General features: G+C 59.0%; 14 protein-coding genes and 5 pseudogenes. 9 read left to right on the top strand and 10 right to left on the bottom strand.

All coding sequences use genetic code 11. From position 1 onward, the window contains the following. Positions 1-464, bottom strand: a 464-nt coding sequence (locus NKH13_RS28930) for a serine hydrolase (protein ID WP_352916044.1), incomplete at its 3' end; no start/stop codon positions are given. A gap of 570 nt (positions 465-1034) precedes the next feature. On the opposite strand from NKH13_RS28930, the pseudogene NKH13_RS28925 reads away from it, so the two are divergent. Next, a pseudogene (locus NKH13_RS28925) lies at positions 1035-2428 on the top strand (Mu transposase domain-containing protein); the annotation flags it as partial. Positions 2429-2437: 9 nt separating this feature from the next. Continuing rightward, positions 2438-2843: pseudogene (locus tag NKH13_RS28920) on the top strand (ATP-binding protein); the annotation flags it as partial. Between the two features lie 109 nt (positions 2844-2952). Here NKH13_RS28920 and NKH13_RS28915 read toward each other — a convergent pair. Then, positions 2953-4977 (bottom strand): CocE/NonD family hydrolase, encoded by a 2025-nt coding sequence (locus NKH13_RS28915; protein ID WP_352916042.1) that lies wholly within the window; start codon positions 4975-4977, stop codon positions 2953-2955. Between the two features lie 483 nt (positions 4978-5460). Between NKH13_RS28915 and NKH13_RS28910 the strand changes: the two are divergent. The 4 genes and pseudogenes from NKH13_RS28910 to NKH13_RS28895 form a co-directional block, all read left to right on the top strand. Beyond that, positions 5461-5595: pseudogene (locus tag NKH13_RS28910) on the top strand (aminotransferase class I/II-fold pyridoxal phosphate-dependent enzyme); the annotation flags it as partial. An 834-nt stretch (positions 5596-6429) separates the two neighbouring features. Next, complete coding sequence (locus NKH13_RS28905; protein WP_352916062.1) at positions 6430-7752, top strand: aminotransferase family protein; 1323 nt, start codon at positions 6430-6432, stop codon at positions 7750-7752. A 184-nt stretch (positions 7753-7936) separates the two neighbouring features. Further along, positions 7937-8251 (top strand): Rossmann-fold NAD(P)-binding domain-containing protein, encoded by a 315-nt coding sequence (locus NKH13_RS28900; protein ID WP_352916039.1) that lies wholly within the window; start codon positions 7937-7939, stop codon positions 8249-8251. Next, on the top strand, positions 8251-8871 hold the full coding sequence (locus NKH13_RS28895) for an NAD(P)-dependent oxidoreductase (protein ID WP_352916036.1): 621 nt from the start codon (positions 8251-8253) through the stop codon (positions 8869-8871). Before NKH13_RS28900 ends, NKH13_RS28895 begins: the two co-directional genes overlap by 1 nt. A 25-nt stretch (positions 8872-8896) precedes the next feature. Here the strand turns inward: NKH13_RS28895 and NKH13_RS28890 are convergent, their stop codons facing one another. Then, entirely contained in the window at positions 8897-9160 is a 264-nt protein-coding gene (locus tag NKH13_RS28890) for a hypothetical protein (RefSeq protein WP_352916033.1), read from the bottom strand. On the opposite strand from NKH13_RS28890, the gene NKH13_RS28885 reads away from it, so the two are divergent. Both NKH13_RS28885 and NKH13_RS28880 read left to right on the top strand, forming a co-directional pair. Beyond that, complete coding sequence (locus NKH13_RS28885) at positions 9147-9536, top strand: hypothetical protein (protein ID WP_352916030.1); 390 nt, start codon at positions 9147-9149, stop codon at positions 9534-9536. The two genes, NKH13_RS28890 and NKH13_RS28885, sit on opposite strands and share 14 nt — an antisense overlap. 1 nt (position 9537) lies before the next feature. After that, positions 9538-9909: a hypothetical protein gene (locus NKH13_RS28880; RefSeq protein WP_352916027.1), complete on the top strand. Its 372-nt coding sequence runs from the start codon at positions 9538-9540 to the stop codon at positions 9907-9909. Here NKH13_RS28880 and NKH13_RS28875 read toward each other — a convergent pair. From NKH13_RS28875 to NKH13_RS28850, 6 genes are all read right to left on the bottom strand, one after another. Then, a complete protein-coding gene (locus NKH13_RS28875; protein ID WP_352916025.1) occupies positions 9906-10928 on the bottom strand; it encodes an ABC transporter ATP-binding protein in 1023 nt (340 codons plus the stop codon). The two genes, NKH13_RS28880 and NKH13_RS28875, sit on opposite strands and share 4 nt — an antisense overlap. Continuing rightward, positions 10925-11938, bottom strand: a complete 1014-nt coding sequence (locus tag NKH13_RS28870; RefSeq protein WP_352916022.1) for an ABC transporter ATP-binding protein — start codon at positions 11936-11938, stop codon at positions 10925-10927. The genes NKH13_RS28875 and NKH13_RS28870 overlap by 4 nt, the downstream gene beginning before the upstream one ends. Continuing rightward, the gene (locus NKH13_RS28865) at positions 11935-12828 is read right to left on the bottom strand and encodes an ABC transporter permease (RefSeq protein WP_352916020.1); all 894 of its coding nucleotides are present in this window, start codon (positions 12826-12828) and stop codon (positions 11935-11937) included. The genes NKH13_RS28870 and NKH13_RS28865 overlap by 4 nt, the downstream gene beginning before the upstream one ends. 1 nt (position 12829) lies before the next feature. Then, positions 12830-13768, bottom strand: coding sequence for an ABC transporter permease (locus tag NKH13_RS28860; protein ID WP_352916017.1), 939 nt, complete (start codon positions 13766-13768; stop codon positions 12830-12832). 23 nt (positions 13769-13791) lie between these two features. Then, complete coding sequence (locus NKH13_RS28855; RefSeq protein WP_352916014.1) at positions 13792-15375, bottom strand: ABC transporter substrate-binding protein; 1584 nt, start codon at positions 15373-15375, stop codon at positions 13792-13794. 1110 nt (positions 15376-16485) lie between these two features. After that, a complete protein-coding gene (locus NKH13_RS28850; protein WP_352916011.1) occupies positions 16486-16734 on the bottom strand; it encodes a hypothetical protein in 249 nt (82 codons plus the stop codon). 149 nt (positions 16735-16883) lie between these two features. Between NKH13_RS28850 and NKH13_RS28845 the strand changes: the two are divergent. After that, positions 16884-17693: pseudogene (locus tag NKH13_RS28845) on the top strand (amidohydrolase family protein); the annotation flags it as partial. A gap of 181 nt (positions 17694-17874) precedes the next feature. On the opposite strand, the pseudogene NKH13_RS28840 reads toward NKH13_RS28845, so the two are convergent. Next, positions 17875-18017, bottom strand: a pseudogene (locus tag NKH13_RS28840) (ATP-binding protein); the annotation flags it as partial. Positions 18018-18121 lie beyond the last annotated feature (104 nt).

The following is an 18121-nucleotide window of genomic DNA, read 5'->3' as shown; positions in this document are numbered from 1 at the left end:
GCGACGTTCATGTCGGCCACCGCCTTGACGGTCGCCTCAGCGTAGCCCGAACCGATCTCCGGCAGATAGGTGCCTACTCGCGCGTCGAGATGGACGAGGCCGTCAGCCACTGCGCGGCCGAGCATGAGGTTGAGCGTCGTCTTGGTGATGGACATGATGGGATGCGGCCTCTCGGGCCCGAAGTCCGGCGCATAGGCCTCGTAGAGGATGCGCTCGCCGCGTACCACGATAAAGGCCGAGAAATGTGGCATGGCGAGGTAACGTGCGACCTCAGGCCGTTCGCCAATGGTCCAGTCGACCTCCTTCCTGAGGGGCAGGACGCGGGGGGCGCGTATCGAAAAGGCATAGCGCATCGTGGTGTGGAGGTTGTGGAAGCCATTGCGGCGGTAGTCGGGCACGTTCCACCGCGGCTTGTTGTCGAACAGGATGGCGAAGTCGGGATTGGTGATCGAGGAGAGCGTCATGCGGCGGGCCTTTCAAGATGGGGTTGTTCATAGGACTCATCAACAGTGCACTGTGGGTATCTTTCAGCGACCGGATGGCCGATCCAGCGCTAACGTCGGAATTTTGCTGGCTTCGGTCCCGAAAGATGCGGCCGGATGAGGGGTTCAAGCCTTGCCGTACCGCGGAGTAGCAGCCGAGCAGCACGGCTATCGGGATGGCCCTTTACCTTCTGCGGCGCCCATATGGTCGCGAGAGCGGCATGCCGGCAGCGCCCACACCCGCCGAGCGCGGCGCCGCTCTTGAGAAAGGTGGAGGGCCTACGTTAGCTTCATGACTCATTCCCCTTTTAGTTGAGCGATTTTTCCGGATGCCTGAGCGTTACCGGAGCGCTTGCTCCGTCGGCGCCCGATGAGCATTCTTGACGCGCTATCGACCAGGCTCCCTAGATTGCAGATTTCTCACGGTGAGAAAGTTCAATCCGAAGCGGGACGTGCAATAGGCGCTTCAAAACAGGGCCCGGACTGAATGAGGACCCTGTTTGACGGGTGATTTTCGTTCGAACGGGGCCCCGTGACGATGGGATTATCAAGATGCCTCCCGTTTCATCGGAGGCATTTGTTTTGGCCGTTGGTTATTGCGACGAATGCAAAGATAGACGGCTGTCGCCCGTGCAGGGGAAGTCGATCAAAACAATTTGCCGGGAGCTGAAGATCTCCCGGAATGCTTGCGCTCGTAGCGGAACTCCGTCTCCTGCGAACGCGATACCTTGTGCACAACCATCTCCCTAACCTCGGATGGGTGCCCAGGGGCGTCCTGGATCGCCTGTTGTTAGCGAATGCGGTGAGGCCTCATCACGACGCGCGTCTGACACTGATCCGGGTATATGATGAGCTTCGCAGCCTCGGTTGCTACAGCTCAGTGTGGCGGCATCCGCAGAGCTTGGCGGATCGCGGCAGCGCCGTGGTCGAAGCCTACATTCCGCTGAGCTTTGCGCCGAGTGAGGCTTGCCAGTTCGACTGGAGCCACGAGATCGTTATGCTCGACGGCGTGACGGTAACGGCCTGCACACGCGGCATCTACGACAACATGAAAACGGCGGTGGCTGCGATCTTCATCGGCAGGGATCGCCGCTACAACCGCGCTTTCTGCAGATATGCGGGCATTGCCTTGTCGAGCCGGAGGCCTCACGCCGGCAGCCGGCTGAGAGAAGGGACCGGTCGAGAACCAAGTCGGGCTGGTGCGCGAGCGCTTCTTCGCACCGAGGCTGCGCTTCAAGACGCTGGAGGACCTCAACGGCTTGCTGGCCGACAAATGCGTCGCCTATGCCAGGACGCATCGGCACCCCGAACAGGGCGATCGCACGATCTGGGACGTGTTCGAAGAAATGCGCGCCAGCTTCATCCCCTGTGCCGGGCGCTTCGACGGCTTTCACTGCATTCCCGCCTCGGTGTCGAAGACATGCACAGTGCGCTTCGACAACAACAAATACTCTCTCCTGTCGAGCACGGTCGGCCGGCCGGTCGAGATCCACGCCTATGTTGGCCGCATCGTCAACCGCCACGACGGCGTGGCTGTGGGCACGCCCGCTGCTTCGGCCGCGACGAGGTCATCTACGATCCCTGCTCATTACGTTCCGGTGTTGGCCCGCAAGCCGGGCGGACTGCGCAACGGTGCGCCGTTCCGCGGCTGGGTCCTGGCATCGGCCATGGAGAAGCTGCGCCGCAAGCTCAAGGCGGCCGATGTCGGCGACCGGCAGATGTTTGTCGATCCTCACCTGCGTGCTGACCGACGGATTCAGCGCGGTCGAGGCTGCGTGCCAGGAAGCGCTCGAGCATGGCGTCTCATCGGCGCCGATGACCTCAACATCCTGGCCCGCAGCCGCGATCCGGCGCCGCGCGCGATCCTTTCCATCCCACAGGCGCTGAAGCTGGCTCACGAGCCCATCGCCGACCGCGCCCGCTATGACAGTCTCAGGAGGACGAACAGCCATGGAATGCACCGAAGTTCTGGAACTGATCGGGGGCGCGCGGCCTATGACCAGATCATGGGCGTCGCCATCAACTCGAACCACCGAAGATCGTCGGCGACCTGCTGCAGGCCGAGATATCGGAGAAGCGGGCTCGCTCCATTAAATAACAGCTCACCGTCGCCATGCTGCCGCTGGCCAAGGATATAGAGGACTTCAATTTTTGCCGACACCGGTCAACGAGAGCCTGATCCGCGATCTTGCCACGGGCGCTTTCGTCGCCCATCAGCGCAACGTCGTCCTCATCGGTGGAACAGGCACCGGAAAGTCGCATGCGACGGCGTGCGCCGCCCCTTCTTCAACGTCGTCGACCTCGTCAACAGGCTTGAGACCCGAGGCCCGCGCCAGCCGGCAGGGCCGCATTGCCGATCACGCAACAAACCCGCAGCCATTTTCAAACGTAACTGACAAGCTGAAAAATCGTCGCCGCGCTGATCGCAGTGCCGTCTGCAGGCTTTGTCTCTAATCGGCCACTTTCCAGTTCAGACGAGATCACGAGGAATCTTCTCCGACCAAGATTTGCAGAAGATGCGCTCGCCGTCTTCGAACGCGTTGAAATCAAAAAGTAGGTGGAAGTCCGATCTGGTCATGGTCAACACTGTTCTCCCCTCCACTGCCGTCTGCCAAGCTCCGCGGCCCCGGTCGAACCGTTCATAGACCTCCGTGCGGGTTGTCGAGGGATCATTTTCGGCAACCGAATAGATCACTTGCTTCTCGTGCCCAACGACTGTGCCGATAGGATCGAGACGCACTAAGCCATCGTTTCTCTTGACCGTGAGGCTGACCCTACCCGACACCTGGTCGATCCGGATGAATCGTTCGACATTTCCAGGTTTCAGCACCGTAGTCGCCATTGGTGCAGAAGCCTCCGGTACGTCGAAGGCCCGTAAGTCGAGATCACTGGGTTGAGGCGTTCTGATGGGCAGATGCATATGGCTGGCTTCCGCCATTAGGGTCAATTTAGCGCGCTCGGGGGCGGGAAGTGCGATCGGCCAATAGTTTGTTGAAATAGACAGCCGAATCCGGTGACCTGGCGGAAAGGTAAACCCGACCTCGTTCATGGCGAGGCGGATGCGATACGACTTTCCAGCTTCCATAGGCTGTACGTCTTCATGTCCGCCGCGGTGCGAAAGGTTCAGGAGCCCGTATGTGGCCCGTGTGACTTCACCCGATGGGCTAACATCCGAAAGGCGTGCCGCGAGAATCGCCGTCGGCTTGTCGCAAGTGATTTCTAATTCAATGACAGGTGCGCCCAGGATTGGCGTGGCTTCCGTCAAGAATTCGCTGTCAAAAATCAATGAGCCGCCATCGTCCCAGCGCTGGTCCAGCGGATGCTCCGGACCGACACCACCGAGTCCATAGGGGCACCACTCGCCCCCTGCGATCCCAACCGTCGTTGGGGAGCTGATTTCAAGTTTGGCTTCAGGCAGCGGTTGCTGAGACAGTCTGCCGAGGCCCATGTGGTAAATCCGTGGCGACACGTGAGGAGACGGCCAGTTGGGGTCTGCAACCCAATGCCCAGGCCGCTCATCATAGTGGGCAGCGGGCTCCACCGAGTCGAGCATCCAGCTACGCAACATTGGCTCCTGCATGATTCCGGTATCCTCCCCCTTCAACCAGTGGTCCCACCAGCGAAGGCATTCTTGCAGGAAACCGATAGCGGGACCGGGGACACCCACATGAGGGTATTTATGACCCCAAGGTCCAATCAGGCCTTTACGTGGTGCGTCCAGGTTCGAGAGAAGTCGGAATACTACGTTTGAGAAGCCATCCCCCCAACCACCGACTGCGAAGACCGCGCAATTGATTGCACTGTAATCCTCGCAGACTGAGCCATGCTTCCAGAAATCATCCCGGCGCTGATGAGTGAGCCAATCAATCATAGTTGGTCGAGCACTTTCCAACCGCTGCATCCACATTGAGCGCCAGCTCTCCTCGCCGACAATGTCGGGATCCGGAGGCTGGGACATCATTACGAAGCACGTTGTGCCCCAAGATACTGTGTCAGTGAGGATGCATCCGCCCATGTAGTGCCCATCATCGGCGTAGCGATCGTCGGTCGAGCAGAGTGTGACGATCGCCTTCAGGCGCTGGGGTTTGCGCGCGGCGACTTGCAAGGCGCTGAACCCACCCCACGATATGCCCATCATGCCCACATTGCCGCTGCACCAAGCCTGTCGCGTGATCCATTCGATCGCCTCGACAGCATCGTCCTGCTCTTGCTTGACATATTCATCCTCGAACAGCCCCCCGGAATCGCCGGTGCCCCGGATGTCCAGACGAATGCCTGCGTAGCCATACGAGGCGAAATAACGGAATACACTTTCGTCCCTAAGAACGGTGCCATCACGCTTGCGGTAGGGAATGTAGTCCATAATCGCCGGAACCGGATCGGACGCCGCATCCTCCGGCAACCAGATTTTTGCGGCGAGACGTGTTCCGTCGGCAAGCGGTATCCAGACGTTCTCCATGAGCATAACGGGTCTCGGCCCCAGGGCAATTTTCATTGTTCACCATCCAGGTTTTCAGATATCCACATTTTCCATTTCCTTTGGGTTTCAGCGATTTCTGGTCCGGAGTCGAGCTGCTTCCGCTTTCCGGGTCGGCGGGCTGCTGTCGGGACGAGTGCGGAAGCCTTGATCCATTCGTCCGCGGCTCGATCTCTGGCGTTTCCTCGTCGAAAGCTCCTCGGCATCTTCATAGAACTCGATGACTGCGTTGACACGTGGATTGACCTTGCAGGCGCGTCGGTTCCACCGCAGTCACTTCGCCTGCGCTCACGAGGGAGGCCAAGCCCCTGAGCATCGCGAACACGGTGCGAAGTCTCTCTCTATCGCATAGCTTTCCATGTGAAAAAGCTCAAACCGCAGCTGGTCGTGCAATGGTCGCTGCAAAAGAGTGGCGGACGGACAATTTCAGCAGCAGCCCATGCTCCTTCAAGAATGGTCATTTAGGGTGAGACCAGCTCACCCGGTGCCGAAGGAGAAACCGCCTTGGAAGAAGAGCTGAAACGGGCGGAGGGCAACCACTTCAAGTTGATCGCAACCGATAGCGTGTTTTCCATGGACGGCATTATCGCCAACCGCGTCAGCGTCTTAGATCTGGCCGAGAAATATGACGCGATGGGTCCGACGAGCACAGCTCAAATCAGGGTAAAGAGCCGGCGAGCGGTGTCTCGGCTGACGGTCACTTTCGATGAGCCCACTCAGAAGCTCGGCAGCGTCGTTGTGGGTCCGGTTCGCCAATGATACCATTCGTAGCACCTACAGATGGAATGTCCCCACCAAGAGGTTCCGAACGCAATGCATGCTGCGCGAGGCGTTCCTCCTAAAAGGTCCCCAGACATCTCGGTGCTTGAAGGCGATTTGCATGGTCCACCACTTCGGCTCTACCGAAGCGGCCCCAACGGATCGGCTGGTCGACCTTCGCTATGCGCAATTACCTAGCCAAGATGAGCACCCGTTAGCATTCCCACGATTCTAGTTGAAGGGCGACTAATTCTAGAGGCAGCGGGTCTTTTTTTCACTGTGCGTTTCACCGGAAGGGATATTTTGACATAAATCTGTCGCTGCATTCGCTACATTTATGCAGCTCAAGAGAACGCATTGCGGCGGGCTGGCGAGCGGCGCGATGTGCCGGGTGGCGGCCTCACGAAACGGGTATCAATGAGTCCGGTGGAAACAGTAAATGCGGGCCTGCCCCGCTCCTGCAAAACCCTCGACCTTGCGGGCTGTTAGGACAGCGCCGCCGGGACACGAAGAGGGAACGATTTGGTCATTGGACAATAGATGCTCATTCGCTCCACAAAGCGCGCATAGGAAAACCAGTTGATCTCCTGCGGTCGATTTTCCGAACCGGCATACCACTTGGGGTGTTACTTGCACACAAATTTAGCTGCGACTTCTCGCCTGTTTCAGGACGCTTTCTTTCGTCAAGATGGGTCTGAGCCCGTTCCGCTGATGGTCCGGGCGGAAGGGATCTGGATGTTCGATGAGCATGGAAAAGCCTACATCGACGCGTCGTCAGGGCCAATTGCATGCAATATCGGGCATGCTAACGAACGCGTCGCGCATGCGATGTTTAAGCAGGCAATGATGCTTGACTATGCTTATCCGCGCGTCGCTCGTAACGCCACGAACGCCGCATTGACAGAACGTCTATGCCGCCTGGCGGGGAAGCCATTTGAACGGGTTGGCCTCTCATCAGGAGGAAGCGAAGCTATGGATCTTGCGCTTAAGTTCCTGCGGCAATACGTGGTTGCTAAAGGCTCGCCCAGCAAACGCATACTGATGTCGAACATGCCGTCGTATCATGGCGCATCGATCGGCACGCTCGCGATTTCGGGTGACGAATCTCTAGTACCTTTTCTATCTGGCTTCGCAGTTAGCGGCACGAAAGTGCCGGCTCCAATGACCTATCGAGCCAAACCCGGACTAACACGTGAAGAAATCTCTGAGCAATGCGTAGCGGCGCTTGAGGATGCTATCGTACGTCTAGGCCCAGAAAACGTCCTCGCGTATGTAGTTGAACCAGTCGGCGGCGTAGCCACCGGATGCCTCGTTCCGCCCCCCATCTATTTTCAACGCATTCGTGAGTTGTGTGACCGATACGACGTATTTCTTGTATTTGATGAGATCCTTTGCGGCGCCGGTCGAACGGGTAAGTTTCTGGCATCACACAACTTGAGCGGCTGCACTCCAGACGTTGTAGTCATGGCGAAGGGGATTTCCGCAGGTTACAGCCCACTGGGTGCGGTACTTCTCCCAGCAGCACCCGTCGACGAACTAGCAAGCCTTACCGGCTTCAACTTTTCACACACTTATGGCGCAAATCCGATTTCGTGTGCTGCCGCGCTGGCGGTCTTGGACGAATATGAAAATCACAATCTGATCGCCAATGCTGTGCAAACCGGGCAGAACCTTGAACGTATACTAAGAAAGCTCATGGATACCTCGCCCATCGTGGGTGACGTGCGGGGGATGGGGCTGCTATACGCAGTAGAATTGGTATCGGACAAAGAATCGAAAGTTCGATTTCCATTCGAGTTCAACGTGACTGAAGTGGCTCGAACAGAGGCGTTAAAGGAAGGCCTTATAGTTTACTCAAGGCGCACATCCGGGGGGAGGTACGGCGATTGGTTTATCGTTGCTCCGCCGTTGACGGTCACCGCTGCAGACTGTGAGCAAATTGGACAGCGATTGGAGCGGACGATCCTCGCGGTTTACCAGAGGTTTCAAGCTGGTGTGGATGCAAACGTCCCTCCTCAAAAGACATCTGCTTGAGGCCCAGTACTAGGCGCCTTTCAACAGTGATTTGCGTGTCCTGAGAATTAGACAGCATGCCCTTTGCAGAGTTCGCTAGTAAATGTCTCGGGCCTCATACGTATCATCCCCAATGCGAAACCTGTGGCCGTAGCCTCACGCAGCGAGGCCGTGGACCTTTCCGCCATCGTAATGGAGTGCCCCCATGTCCGCAAGAAGCCCGGTTATCGTCGATCTGAAATTCATCCCGAAGGAATTGGACGCTTCCCTCAGAGGCGCCTTCCCTGGACGCGAGGTGATTAACCTTGCGAATCCCGCCTATGAAGGCCGGGACCTCTCGGGTATCGACTATGCGGTCGTCTGGAAGTCTGCGCCGGATGTCTTCTCGCGGGCGCGGGATATCAAGGTCGTGTTTTCCGGCGGCGCCGGCGTCGACCACGTGCTGACGCTGCCGGGTCTACCTGACGTGCCCCTGGTGCGCTTCGTCAACCGGACGCTGACGACGCGAATGAGCGGGTGATGATGCAATGCCTCCTGCATCTCCGCCAGCATCGCGCCTACGAGGCGCTGGCAAAGACTCGCGAGTGGCGGGACCTCAGCCAGCCGCAAGCCGCCGACGTCACCGTTGTCATCATGGGCATGGGCGTGCTTGGCCAGGACGCCGCCCACAAGCTCGCCGTGATGGGCTTTGAGGTGATCGGCTGGTCCCGAACGAAGCGCGCAATCGAGGGCATCGACACCTTTGACGCCGCAGGCCTCGACGCCTTTCTCGGCAGGACGGATTTTCTGGTCGGCCTCCTGCCGTTGACCGCGGGCACCAGGGGGATCTTCGATGCAGTCCTCTTTAAGAAACTCAGCCGTAAGGTCCGTTCGGCGCCCCGGTGTTCATCAACGCCCGGCCGCGGCGGTAGCCAGGTGGAGGCGGATATCCTTCAATGCCTCGATTCCGGCGTGTTGGGTGGAGCTTCGCTCGACGTCTTCGAAGAGGAACCGCTGTTGCAGGAGAGCCGCTTCTGGACGTCGCCGAGCGTCTATGTGACACCGCATGTCGCTGCCTCGTCCGATGTCAAGGCGCTTTTTGCCCATGTCAATGAGCAGATCCACCGCTTCGAGAGCGGCCTGCCTTTGAACATGTCGTAAACAAGGTTGCCGGCTATTGATCGGGTCAGAGCCTGCCCGCGACTGCCGCTTCTTGAGCCGCAAGCTCGGCACTGAAGTCGGGGTCGGAGGCGCTCGCGTTCTCGATCACGCCGAAGTAGACGACGACGGTGCCGGTGTCAGGGTTCGCGAGCATAAACTGGCCGCCGTAGCCGCCGTGGCCAAGGAAGGTGCCATCGGTGTTTACCTGGCGGCTATAGCGCGTCCAGTCACGCGTCTTCGAGTAGACAGGGCCTGGATTGCGGCGTGTCTCTTCGATGAAGGGCGGCATCGCCGACGCGGCGGCCGAAGGCGGCATCGCCGACGCGGCGGCCGTTGACACGCCGGACTTCGGGCCCGCCAGGCTGCATCCCATTATGTCCATCACCAAGACGACGCTCAACCTCATGCTCGGCGGCGCAGTGGCTAACGGCCTCGTCCATCTCGACGCGCGAGTAGGCACCTATCTGCCGGAGATCGGTTCGGGCTACGCTGAGGCGACCGTCAAGGCGGTGGCCGACATGAACGTCGCCAACGACTTCAGCGAGGACATGAGCGACCCTTACACTTCTGCCTTCGACATGGAGGCCGCAACCGGCTGGCGCCTGCCGCTGGAGGGTCAGAAGGAAGGGACGACACGCCTTCATCTGCGGCATCACCGGCGGTGACTTGGCGAATCGCACCGGAGAGATGCTGTATAAGTCAACCAACACCGATGTGCTCGGCTGGATCATCGAGCGCGTCAGCGGCCTGCGCGACTGGCTGATCGAGATCGTCGAGGCGGCAGGCCTCGAGGGATGCTTCCATATCACCTGCGACCGCGAGGGCGTGCCGCTGCTCAGCGGCGGCGCCTGCCTCTCAGCCCGCGACCTCGCGCGCTACGGCCTGCTCTTCGCGCGCAAGGGCGAGGGCGTCCAAGTAGCGGTTGTTCATGGGGGTTATGAAGAGTGCACGGTTCAGCGACCTTTGTTTCTTCTATTTTCTTCGCATGATCTGGGAGGAGCGAAGGATGACTATTCATTTCATGGTTGGTCCAGCTAAGACAGCCGTCTCTGCTCAAACGCCATCGCGGTTTCGTGCTCCAGCGGGAAATGGCATTTGAAGCTGTGATGCGCGTCATCCGGGTTTGTTGATGGTTCGGGGAAGACGCGGCTGCAGATATCCTGCGCGTAATGACAACGGGGGTGGAACTCGCAGCCGGATGGCCGCCGCAACAGGCTTGGCACCTCACCCTTGAGCTCTATCCGGTTCAGCACCGCATCCGGGTCGGGCTCCGGATTGGCCGCAAGCAGCGCTTCCGTGTAGGGGTGCCGCGGTTGATCGAAGATACGCTCGGTCGAGCCGACCTCAATAAAGCGGCCGAGATACATGATCGCCATGCGATCGGTCATGTGACGCACAACATTAAGATTGTGCGTGATAATCAGGATCGCCATGCCGAGTTCGTCCTGAAGCCGCGCGAGAAGATTGAGCACCTCGCCCTGCACGGACACGTCGAGGCCTGCGGTCGGCTCATCGGCAATGATCAGGTCCGGATTCAGCGCAAGAGCACGCGCGATACCAACGCGCCTGGCCTGACCTCCCGAAAGCTGATGGGGATAGCGGCGAGCAAAATCCGTCGGCAAGCCGACCATCCGAAGCAGGCGCTCGGCTTCGCCTCCGAGGTCGGGATGCTTTAATCCATGGATGCGAAAAGGCTCGGTCAAGAGCGATTGAACGGTCAGCCTCGGCGAGAGTGAGCCGATCGGGTCCTGGAACATCATCGCCATGCGCCGTAAGTAGGGCTTCCGTTCAGCCCCGCTGAGCTCCTCAATTTCCTGTCCGTCGATGCGGATGCTACCACTCACAGCCCGCTGCAAGCCGATGATCGTGCGCGCGATGGTCGATTTGCCTGAGCCGCTTTCACCTACGAGGGCGAGTGTCTCGCCCTTGCGGATTTCAAAGGACACACCGCATACTGCGTCGATGAAAGGGGCTTTCGTCCCGGTTGCAAGCGCCTTCAGCGGACCCATGGTGCGGAAGCAAACCCGCAGGTCCTCAACCCGAAGCAGCGCGCTCATGCCGAAACCAACCGCTCTTCGTCGAGGAGATGGCATCGGGCGACTTGGTCCACGCCGATGCGGTACTCGATCGGGTTGTCGTGCGTACAGCGGCTAAACGCCTGGGGGCACCGGGCGCGGAAGATACATCCCTTCTTGCTGCCCAGAAGACTGGGCACCTCGCCGGGTATGGTCGGCAAAGTGCGTGTGCTTTTTTTGATACGCCCGGGATCGCACTCAATCAGCGCGCGCGTGTAGGGGTGAGCAGGATTGTGGAAGATGTCCCGGACCGCCCCCTCCTCCACCACTTCACCCGCATACATGACGGCGACCCGGTCACACAACTCAGCCACAGCTCCGAGGTGGTGGGAGACGAACAAGACTGAGCAGCCGATCTCCTTTTGCAGTTCTTTGAGAAGATGGATGATCTGCACTTCCAGCGTTGCATCGAGCGCAGTGGTCGGCTCGTCGGCGACGAGTAACCTTGGTTTCACAAGCAGTGCCATGGCAATGCAAACGCGCTGACGCATGCCGCCGGAGAAGTGATGCGGATAGGCGCCAATACGGCTTTGGGGGTCGGGAATTCCGACCCGGTGAAGCATCTCGAGAGCACGAGCGCGCTTTTCGCTCCGGCTTCTTTGTTCGTGGTGCTGGATATCGATCATCTGGCTCTCGATGGTCCGCACCGGATTGAGTGCGGTCATCGGATCCTGAAAGATCATGGATAGACGATCGCCGAGCAGGTTCCGACGCGCCTGAGCGGGCATTTTCAGCAGGTCTTTACCTTCGAACAGGATGCTGCCGGCTGTCACATCTGCATTTTCTGGAAGCAGGCCCATCACTGTATATGCGAGCGTCGATTTTCCAGATCCGCTTTCCCCGACGATGCCAACCACCTGTCCGGCTGGCACATTGAACGACACATTGCGCAGGGCGTGGACGCGCCCGCGTGGCGTACCGAAATCAAGATTTAGGTCACGGATCTCAAGAAGCGGCCGGGCGATATGCTGTGTGAGATCGTCGTGTCTCATAGCTCTTTCCGCAATTTGGGATCGAATATGTCGCGCAGCGCCTCACCCAGGAACGTGAAGCCGAGCGTTGCGATGACGATGGGAATGCCGCCGGCGATGACCAGCCAAGGGGTCTGGTTGATGTAGCTGTAGCCATCATTGAGGATAGCTCCCCAGTCAGGCGTCGGTGGTCGCACTCCCATGCCTAGGAAGCTGAGGCCTGCCTCAACCGCAATCACAGCCGGCACGTCCATGCTCACGAGAATGAGAAGCGGACCGATGACATTGGGCAGGACGTGAACGGCAAGGATACGCGTTGTTCCAGCCCCCATGCTGCGCTCCGCGGCAACGTACTCGCTGCTGCGCAGCGCCTCTGTCTGGGTGCGCACGACACGCGCATAAATCGGCATGGACGTTATTGCGATGACTAGAATGACGGTCGCCAGACTTGGGCCCAGAAGCGCGATGATGGCCAGCGCGAAAATGATGCCTGGAAACGAGCGGATGGTATCAAAGAAAAGCAAAAGCAAATTGTCCAGCCAACGAGGACCGAATCCAGCAATCAAACCAAGCACGACGCCGACCACCAGCGCACTGCCGAGTGAGGCGAAAGCAACGAGGAGCGGGATGCGCCCGCCCATAACCACGCGAGAAAACGAATCGCGGCCCAGTTGGTCGGTGCCCAGCAGAAATTCCTGTGAAGGAGCGGCTAGGCGCGGCCCTACCATGATCCGGATCGGATCATGCGTGATTATCAGCGGAGCGAAGATCGCAGCTGCTGCTATGAGTGTGACAAGCACTGCTCCGAGCACGCCCAGGCGGTTTTTGCGAAATTGCTTCAGGAAGGTGCGAAAGGCGCCGGTACCCTTGGCATCGATGGCTTCCGCACGGATGGCTTCAACGCTCGCCATGTCAGAGCTTTTCCCGGGTTCGTGGATCGAGGGCTGCATTAATAAGGTCCGAAAGCGTCGTGGCGGCCACAATAAGGAACGTGGTGACGAGCACGACCCCCATTACAATCGGATAGTTGCGCGTATTGACCGCGTTCACAATCAAAGCGCCGATGCCAGGCCTCGCGAAGACCACCTCGATAAAGACAGCGGATGAAAGAAGCCACGCGATGCCTACCCCGAGTATGGTCACGGTCGGAAGGATAGCGAGCGGCAGCGCGTATCGCGCGACGATGCGCCATTCTGAGATCCCGAAGGAGCGGGCCATGCGCACGTGGTTTTCTCCCAGGATCTCGAGCATGGATGCGCGTACCAGCCGTGATATGTAGCCAACCCAGCCAATGCCTATAGCAAAGCTTGGGAGGATGAGATGGACAAGTCCATTCCAGAAGCCATTGCCGGCTCCGATCGCCGGCAACCAACGCAGAGTCACGGCAAAAATTAGCAGCGCGTAGACCGCCATGACAAAGGAAGGAATTGCGATTGTGGCGACCGTCAAGACCCCCGTCACATGGTCCACGAAGGAGTTTCGCCGCACCGCGGAGTAGCAGCCGAGCGGTACGGCTACTACGACTGCCCATACGATCGAGACGAAAATCAGTTCGATCGTAAAAGGCAATTGTTCCAAAACAATGTCGGCAACAGGCCTACGGCTGAATACGTCAACACCCAGGTTGCCGTGAAGCAATCCACCGAAGAACGTGATGATCTGCACAACAAGCGGCTTGTCGAGTCCCATCTGCTCATGAAGCAACGCTCTCATTTCAGGCGTCGAGCGCGGGCCGAGCAAAATCGCGGCCGGGTCGCCAGGGACGGCGCGGATCATCAGGAACATAAGCGCCACCGCGATCACAATGATTGCGATCGCGAGGGCTACCCGTTTGAGGAAATAGAGCCACATCTTCTTGATCAGACTACGCCACTCTAAACCGGATTGAACTCGAGGTACAGCGGGACTCCGTCCGGGCGGGTTGCGGCCTGCATTTGTGTGGTGCGATACATTATCGGTGTGCCTCCATGGGTCAGGAACCGGTAGGCGCCGGAGTCCTCCATGAGGTCCTGCATCTCGAAATAGAGCGGTGCCCGCACCTTCGGGTCACTAATGGCGAGCGCCTGGGCGTTTAGCTCATCAAAGCGCTTGCTGCGGAAGCGCTCCCAGTTCCACACGCCGACCTGTTCGCTCACGAAAGCGGAGGTGGCGTAGTACGGGTCCGGCAGCATGGTGAATTCAGTGATAATGAGCTGCATATCCTTCCAGCGGTCGCCATCCGCTTCCGAACCAATAGTCCAAAACGAGCCGGAATCCTGGACCTTGACGTCAACCGTAATGCCAATCTGAGACAATTGCGCCTGTATCACTTGGGCGATTGTCGAACTAGTGCTGTCGTTCAGGCAATCGAGGGTCAAGGTGACATCGCTCACGCCAGCCTTTTCCAGGAACTCCTTGGCCTTTACGAGATCACCTTCCGGGGGAACAAGCGCCTTGTCGCGATGCCCGACAAGACCGGGAGCAATCATTCCCGTAGCGACGGTCGCCTGACCGGCATAGGCGGCATCCAGGACCTGCGGCACATTAATCGCCCATTGGACCGCCTTGCGGACATTGATGTCCTTCAGCTTCGGGTGATCCAGGTTCATGCCGAGCCAGGTATAAGAGAGCGAGGCATGTTCCTCGACCTTGGTGTCCGCGGGTGGGTTGGCCTTCAAGCTCGCAAGCGAATCCATGCTGATCGTAGTGAAATCGATATCGCCCGCCTGATACGCACGCTCCGCAGCCTTTTCGTCGGCGATCGGAACGATGCGAATTTCGTCAAAACCTGGCTTCGGCCCCGACCAGTCGGGATTGCGGGTAAGAAGGAGATGCTCATTCGCCTTCCATTCGGAGATCACATAGGGGCCGGAGAAAGCCGGCGGCTTCATGCCGAAACTACTGCCATCACCGGTTGCCTTCATCACCGCATCCTCAGAAACGATATGGCCGACCCCATAGGGAAGGCTGATAAGCCAAGCTGGCACGAACGGCGTCTTGAATACGATGACGCCCGTATAGTCATCCTCGATCTCGACACGGTCGAGCGAACCCCAGTCGGTCTTTACCGGCGAATTATGCTTGATGATGCGCTCAAAGGAGAATTTGACGTCCTTGGCGGTCATCTCGCCGTAGCCGCCAGTGAATTTGATGCCTTTCTTCAAGCGGAAGCGGATATGCGTCGGGTCGACCGGTTCGATCTTTTCTGCCGCCTCCAGATCCCAGCCCCACTCTGAGCCTGGCTTGAAATGCGTGAGCTTCGAATAGATGCAGTCCATCACGTTGACATCGGCTACCCCCGCATAGAAGCCCGGATCAAGCGTGAGGAGCTCACGGAAGACGCGCGCCTTGAGTAGCTTGCCTTCTGCGGCCCAAATGATCTGCGAGAGCGGCATGCCGGCAGCCACAATACCCCCACCGAGCGCTGCGCCGGTCTTGAGAAGGGTCCGGCGGCTCACACTGCCTACGATATTATTCATGATCAGTTCCCCTTTTTAGAGCGATTCCGTTCGGAGCGGGTCCGGCCATTAGGATGAGGTCGCAACGGCGCTGTTGTGCGTCAATGTTAAGGTTTTTTGAAACAGAGCTGTCATAATTCGTTCGGGGTTGCTCCAAATGCGTCGGTGGCTACGGCGCGATGTGTTTACCCCGCATGCTACTATCCGATTTGAATGCCTGGAGTGACCCTGGCGATTGTCGCCCAAGCCGCTTCGGCCAGCATGCCCTCTCGCCCGGCCTCGGCCCTGCTTCGTGATACGCCTGATCCGCGCGGCTGCAATGCTGCGCCGGCTGCCTAAGCAGATTGGCTTGAGCCGTACGGGGGTGCGAATCATCGACCCAAGGCCGGGCTACCGCAGTCAAGACACGGATCAACCGGTATCGCATCCAAATCGTGCGATGGCGTGGGAGGTAAACCACCAGAAGCGGTAGGGCGCGTCTATCTCCACGGGGGTTAACGCGTTCGGGACGGGGGGCTCTCATATGGCCCCCTCTCTAGCATCGCCTACGTAAAGCTCACCGCCTGCGGACATTGGTTAGAAGGGAACTCGGATCGTCAGCCCGGCGCGGACCTGGGCTCGCTGCGATGGCCCGAGATTGTGGATTCCGACGAAGCCGGCCGCGTATTCCAAACTGAAGCTGGCCACCCTTGGCGTCATTTCGCATGGGTCTGGAGGATGATGTTTCGGGATGAGGCGCAGATCAAGTGGCGGGCTGATCGAGATCAGCGCGCTTAGCTTTTCGCAGTCTCTCACCGGTAAGCTCGGCGCGGTAGGCGTTCTCGCACCCCAACGTCAGAAAATTCCGGAGCTTGATCGCGCTTGATCGCGTCAAGTTCGAGCCGCGGATTAAGGTGTAGATTTCGGCGGACTGCACTGAAGCAATCAATCCGCGCAGCTTTTTGATGCGCCCATTGCAGGCCTAGCATCGGATTGAGATTTGTTCGACCGCAGAGCTGTGCCACCTAGAGGCGGGTGCTCGTCAGGATGATGATCTGAAAGACCGGATTCCCCGACGCAAGCGAAGCAAGGAACGAAGAATGGCTGAGCTGTTCACTCCCCGGGGCATCATGCTGACCGTCTCAGCCTCAATCAGCTCGGCGATGGGGCTACGTGATGCCCTCGATTCGAGACTGATAAATCTAAGCCGAACTTGCCTTCTACAACTTCACAAGGAGCACAACGCGAATGTCCATTGTTATCAAGGGCGGCAAGATCATCGACGGAACGGGCAAGGAGGCTTTTTTGGGCGATGTCCTGATAGCTGACGGCCGGATTGTCGCGGCAGGTCTGGATATCGCAGGCTGTAGCGACGCGACGGTGATCGATGCGGCCGGTCACACGATCATTCCGGGGCTGGTCGACACACATGACCACATCTGCTGGGCGAGACTGTTGACGGGCCCCGTTCCTGGACGCCATTCTCGCAACTCACCGAGAAGGAAGCTGGTTTCTTTGACCTTACCGCCAAGGCGGGTCGCGACGTCGCCATGGGCGCCTATGCTTGTCGCAAGACCCTTCTTGCCGGCTTCACAACCATCCGCGACGTCGGGTGCTCAGGTTACAGTGACATCGTGCTACGCGAGGCAGTAAATAACGGCTTCCTGGTCGGTCCACGGATCCTTGCCTGCGGTGGCGGCGTCGCGATGACCGGCGGGCATGCCTGGACTGACGTCGTCGAGGCTGACGGGGTCGACGCCCTTCGGGTCGAGACGCGGCGACAGCTAAAAGCCGGCGCCGACCTCATCAAGATATTCGCAACCCGCGCGGGCGGCGGGGAGTGGTCCGGCGGGCCGGAATACACCGTCGAGGAGATGCGCGTCATATGCGACGAGGCGCGACAGCGCGGCAAGCACACTGCAGCCCACGCCGTAGGTGCGGAAGGCATCAAACGCGCTGTCCTTGCCGGCGTCGACACGATCGAGCATGGCTGTCTCATCGACGAAGAGGGTGCCGAGCTCATGGCCGAACGCGGGACTTGGCTGATCTCGACGCTCTATCCTTTCGAGCGTCAGGCAACGCGGGCGAAACAGTTCGGCTACCCGGATCACCTTGTGATTTCGTCCTCGGAGATTATGAAGGTCTATCCGGACAATCTCCGCATGGCCGCTCACAAGGGCGTTAAGATCGCGCTCGGTTCCGACTGCGGGATCCCCGACCTCACCCTTCATGGTGAAAACGCGCTCGAGATCGTTCTTTACTCTAAACTGGTCGGCGTATCAGCCGTGGAGGCGATCCACCGCGCAACCGGGGCGGCGGCCGAGGCAATCAAGCTCGGCCAGGAGATCGGTACACTGGTACCCGGAAAACTGGTCCGATGTGGTGGTCGTGGAGGGAGACCTCGAGGCAGACCTTTCGATCCTACTGCAGCGAGAGAAGATCAAGCACGTCTTCCAAAGTGGCGTCCAATCTGTGAAGGACGGCCGCCTCTCAAGCGACACGAGGAACTGACCCCCTTCATTGGTTTGCGGTTTCGTTGGTTTAGGATGCCGGTCCGGCCTTCCGCAGAAGGCCGGACCGGCGCTTTTCCCGGAGTCGGTAGCTGTCGCCGGGGTGGTGATCACCGTGGAATGATGAAGCAGGCGATCCAGGATCGCCGTCGCGACAACAGCGTCCCCAAAGACGTCTGGTCCGTCCTCGCTAAAGGCGGCTCCTATCGCAACGAACGCTCCGGAGAGTTGCCAGCTTAACAAACGATCACGATGCTTTTCGAGTTGCGAGGGTGAAC

Origin of the sequence: Mesorhizobium sp. M1348, from assembly GCF_040317925.1 — a bacterium.
Taxonomy (GTDB): Bacteria; Pseudomonadota; Alphaproteobacteria; order Rhizobiales; family Rhizobiaceae; genus Mesorhizobium.
The sequence above is the reverse complement of the archived record's forward strand: the minus strand, read 5'-3'. Positions and strand labels throughout refer to the sequence as shown.

Bases quoted from the DNA above. Each gene is read 5' to 3' on its own strand.
- NKH13_RS28895 (WP_352916036.1), top strand. From the start codon at position 8,251: ATGATGCAATGCCTCCTGCATCTCCGCCAGCATCGCGCCTACGAGGCG.
- NKH13_RS28890 (WP_352916033.1), bottom strand. From the start codon at position 9,160: ATGCCGCCCTTCATCGAAGAGACACGCCGCAATCCAGGCCCTGTCTAC.
- NKH13_RS28865 (WP_352916020.1), bottom strand. From the start codon at position 12,828: ATGGCGAGCGTTGAAGCCATCCGTGCGGAAGCCATCGATGCCAAGGGT.
- NKH13_RS28900 (WP_352916039.1), top strand. From the start codon at position 7,937: ATGTCCGCAAGAAGCCCGGTTATCGTCGATCTGAAATTCATCCCGAAG.
- NKH13_RS28860 (WP_352916017.1), bottom strand. From the start codon at position 13,768: ATGTGGCTCTATTTCCTCAAACGGGTAGCCCTCGCGATCGCAATCATT.
- NKH13_RS28885 (WP_352916030.1), top strand. From the start codon at position 9,147: ATGAAGGGCGGCATCGCCGACGCGGCGGCCGAAGGCGGCATCGCCGAC.
- NKH13_RS28855 (WP_352916014.1), bottom strand. From the start codon at position 15,375: ATGAATAATATCGTAGGCAGTGTGAGCCGCCGGACCCTTCTCAAGACC.
- NKH13_RS28905 (WP_352916062.1), top strand. From the start codon at position 6,430: ATGGTCCGGGCGGAAGGGATCTGGATGTTCGATGAGCATGGAAAAGCC.
- NKH13_RS28915 (WP_352916042.1), bottom strand. From the start codon at position 4,977: ATGAAAATTGCCCTGGGGCCGAGACCCGTTATGCTCATGGAGAACGTC.
- NKH13_RS28870 (WP_352916022.1), bottom strand. From the start codon at position 11,938: ATGAGACACGACGATCTCACACAGCATATCGCCCGGCCGCTTCTTGAG.
- NKH13_RS28875 (WP_352916025.1), bottom strand. From the start codon at position 10,928: ATGAGCGCGCTGCTTCGGGTTGAGGACCTGCGGGTTTGCTTCCGCACC.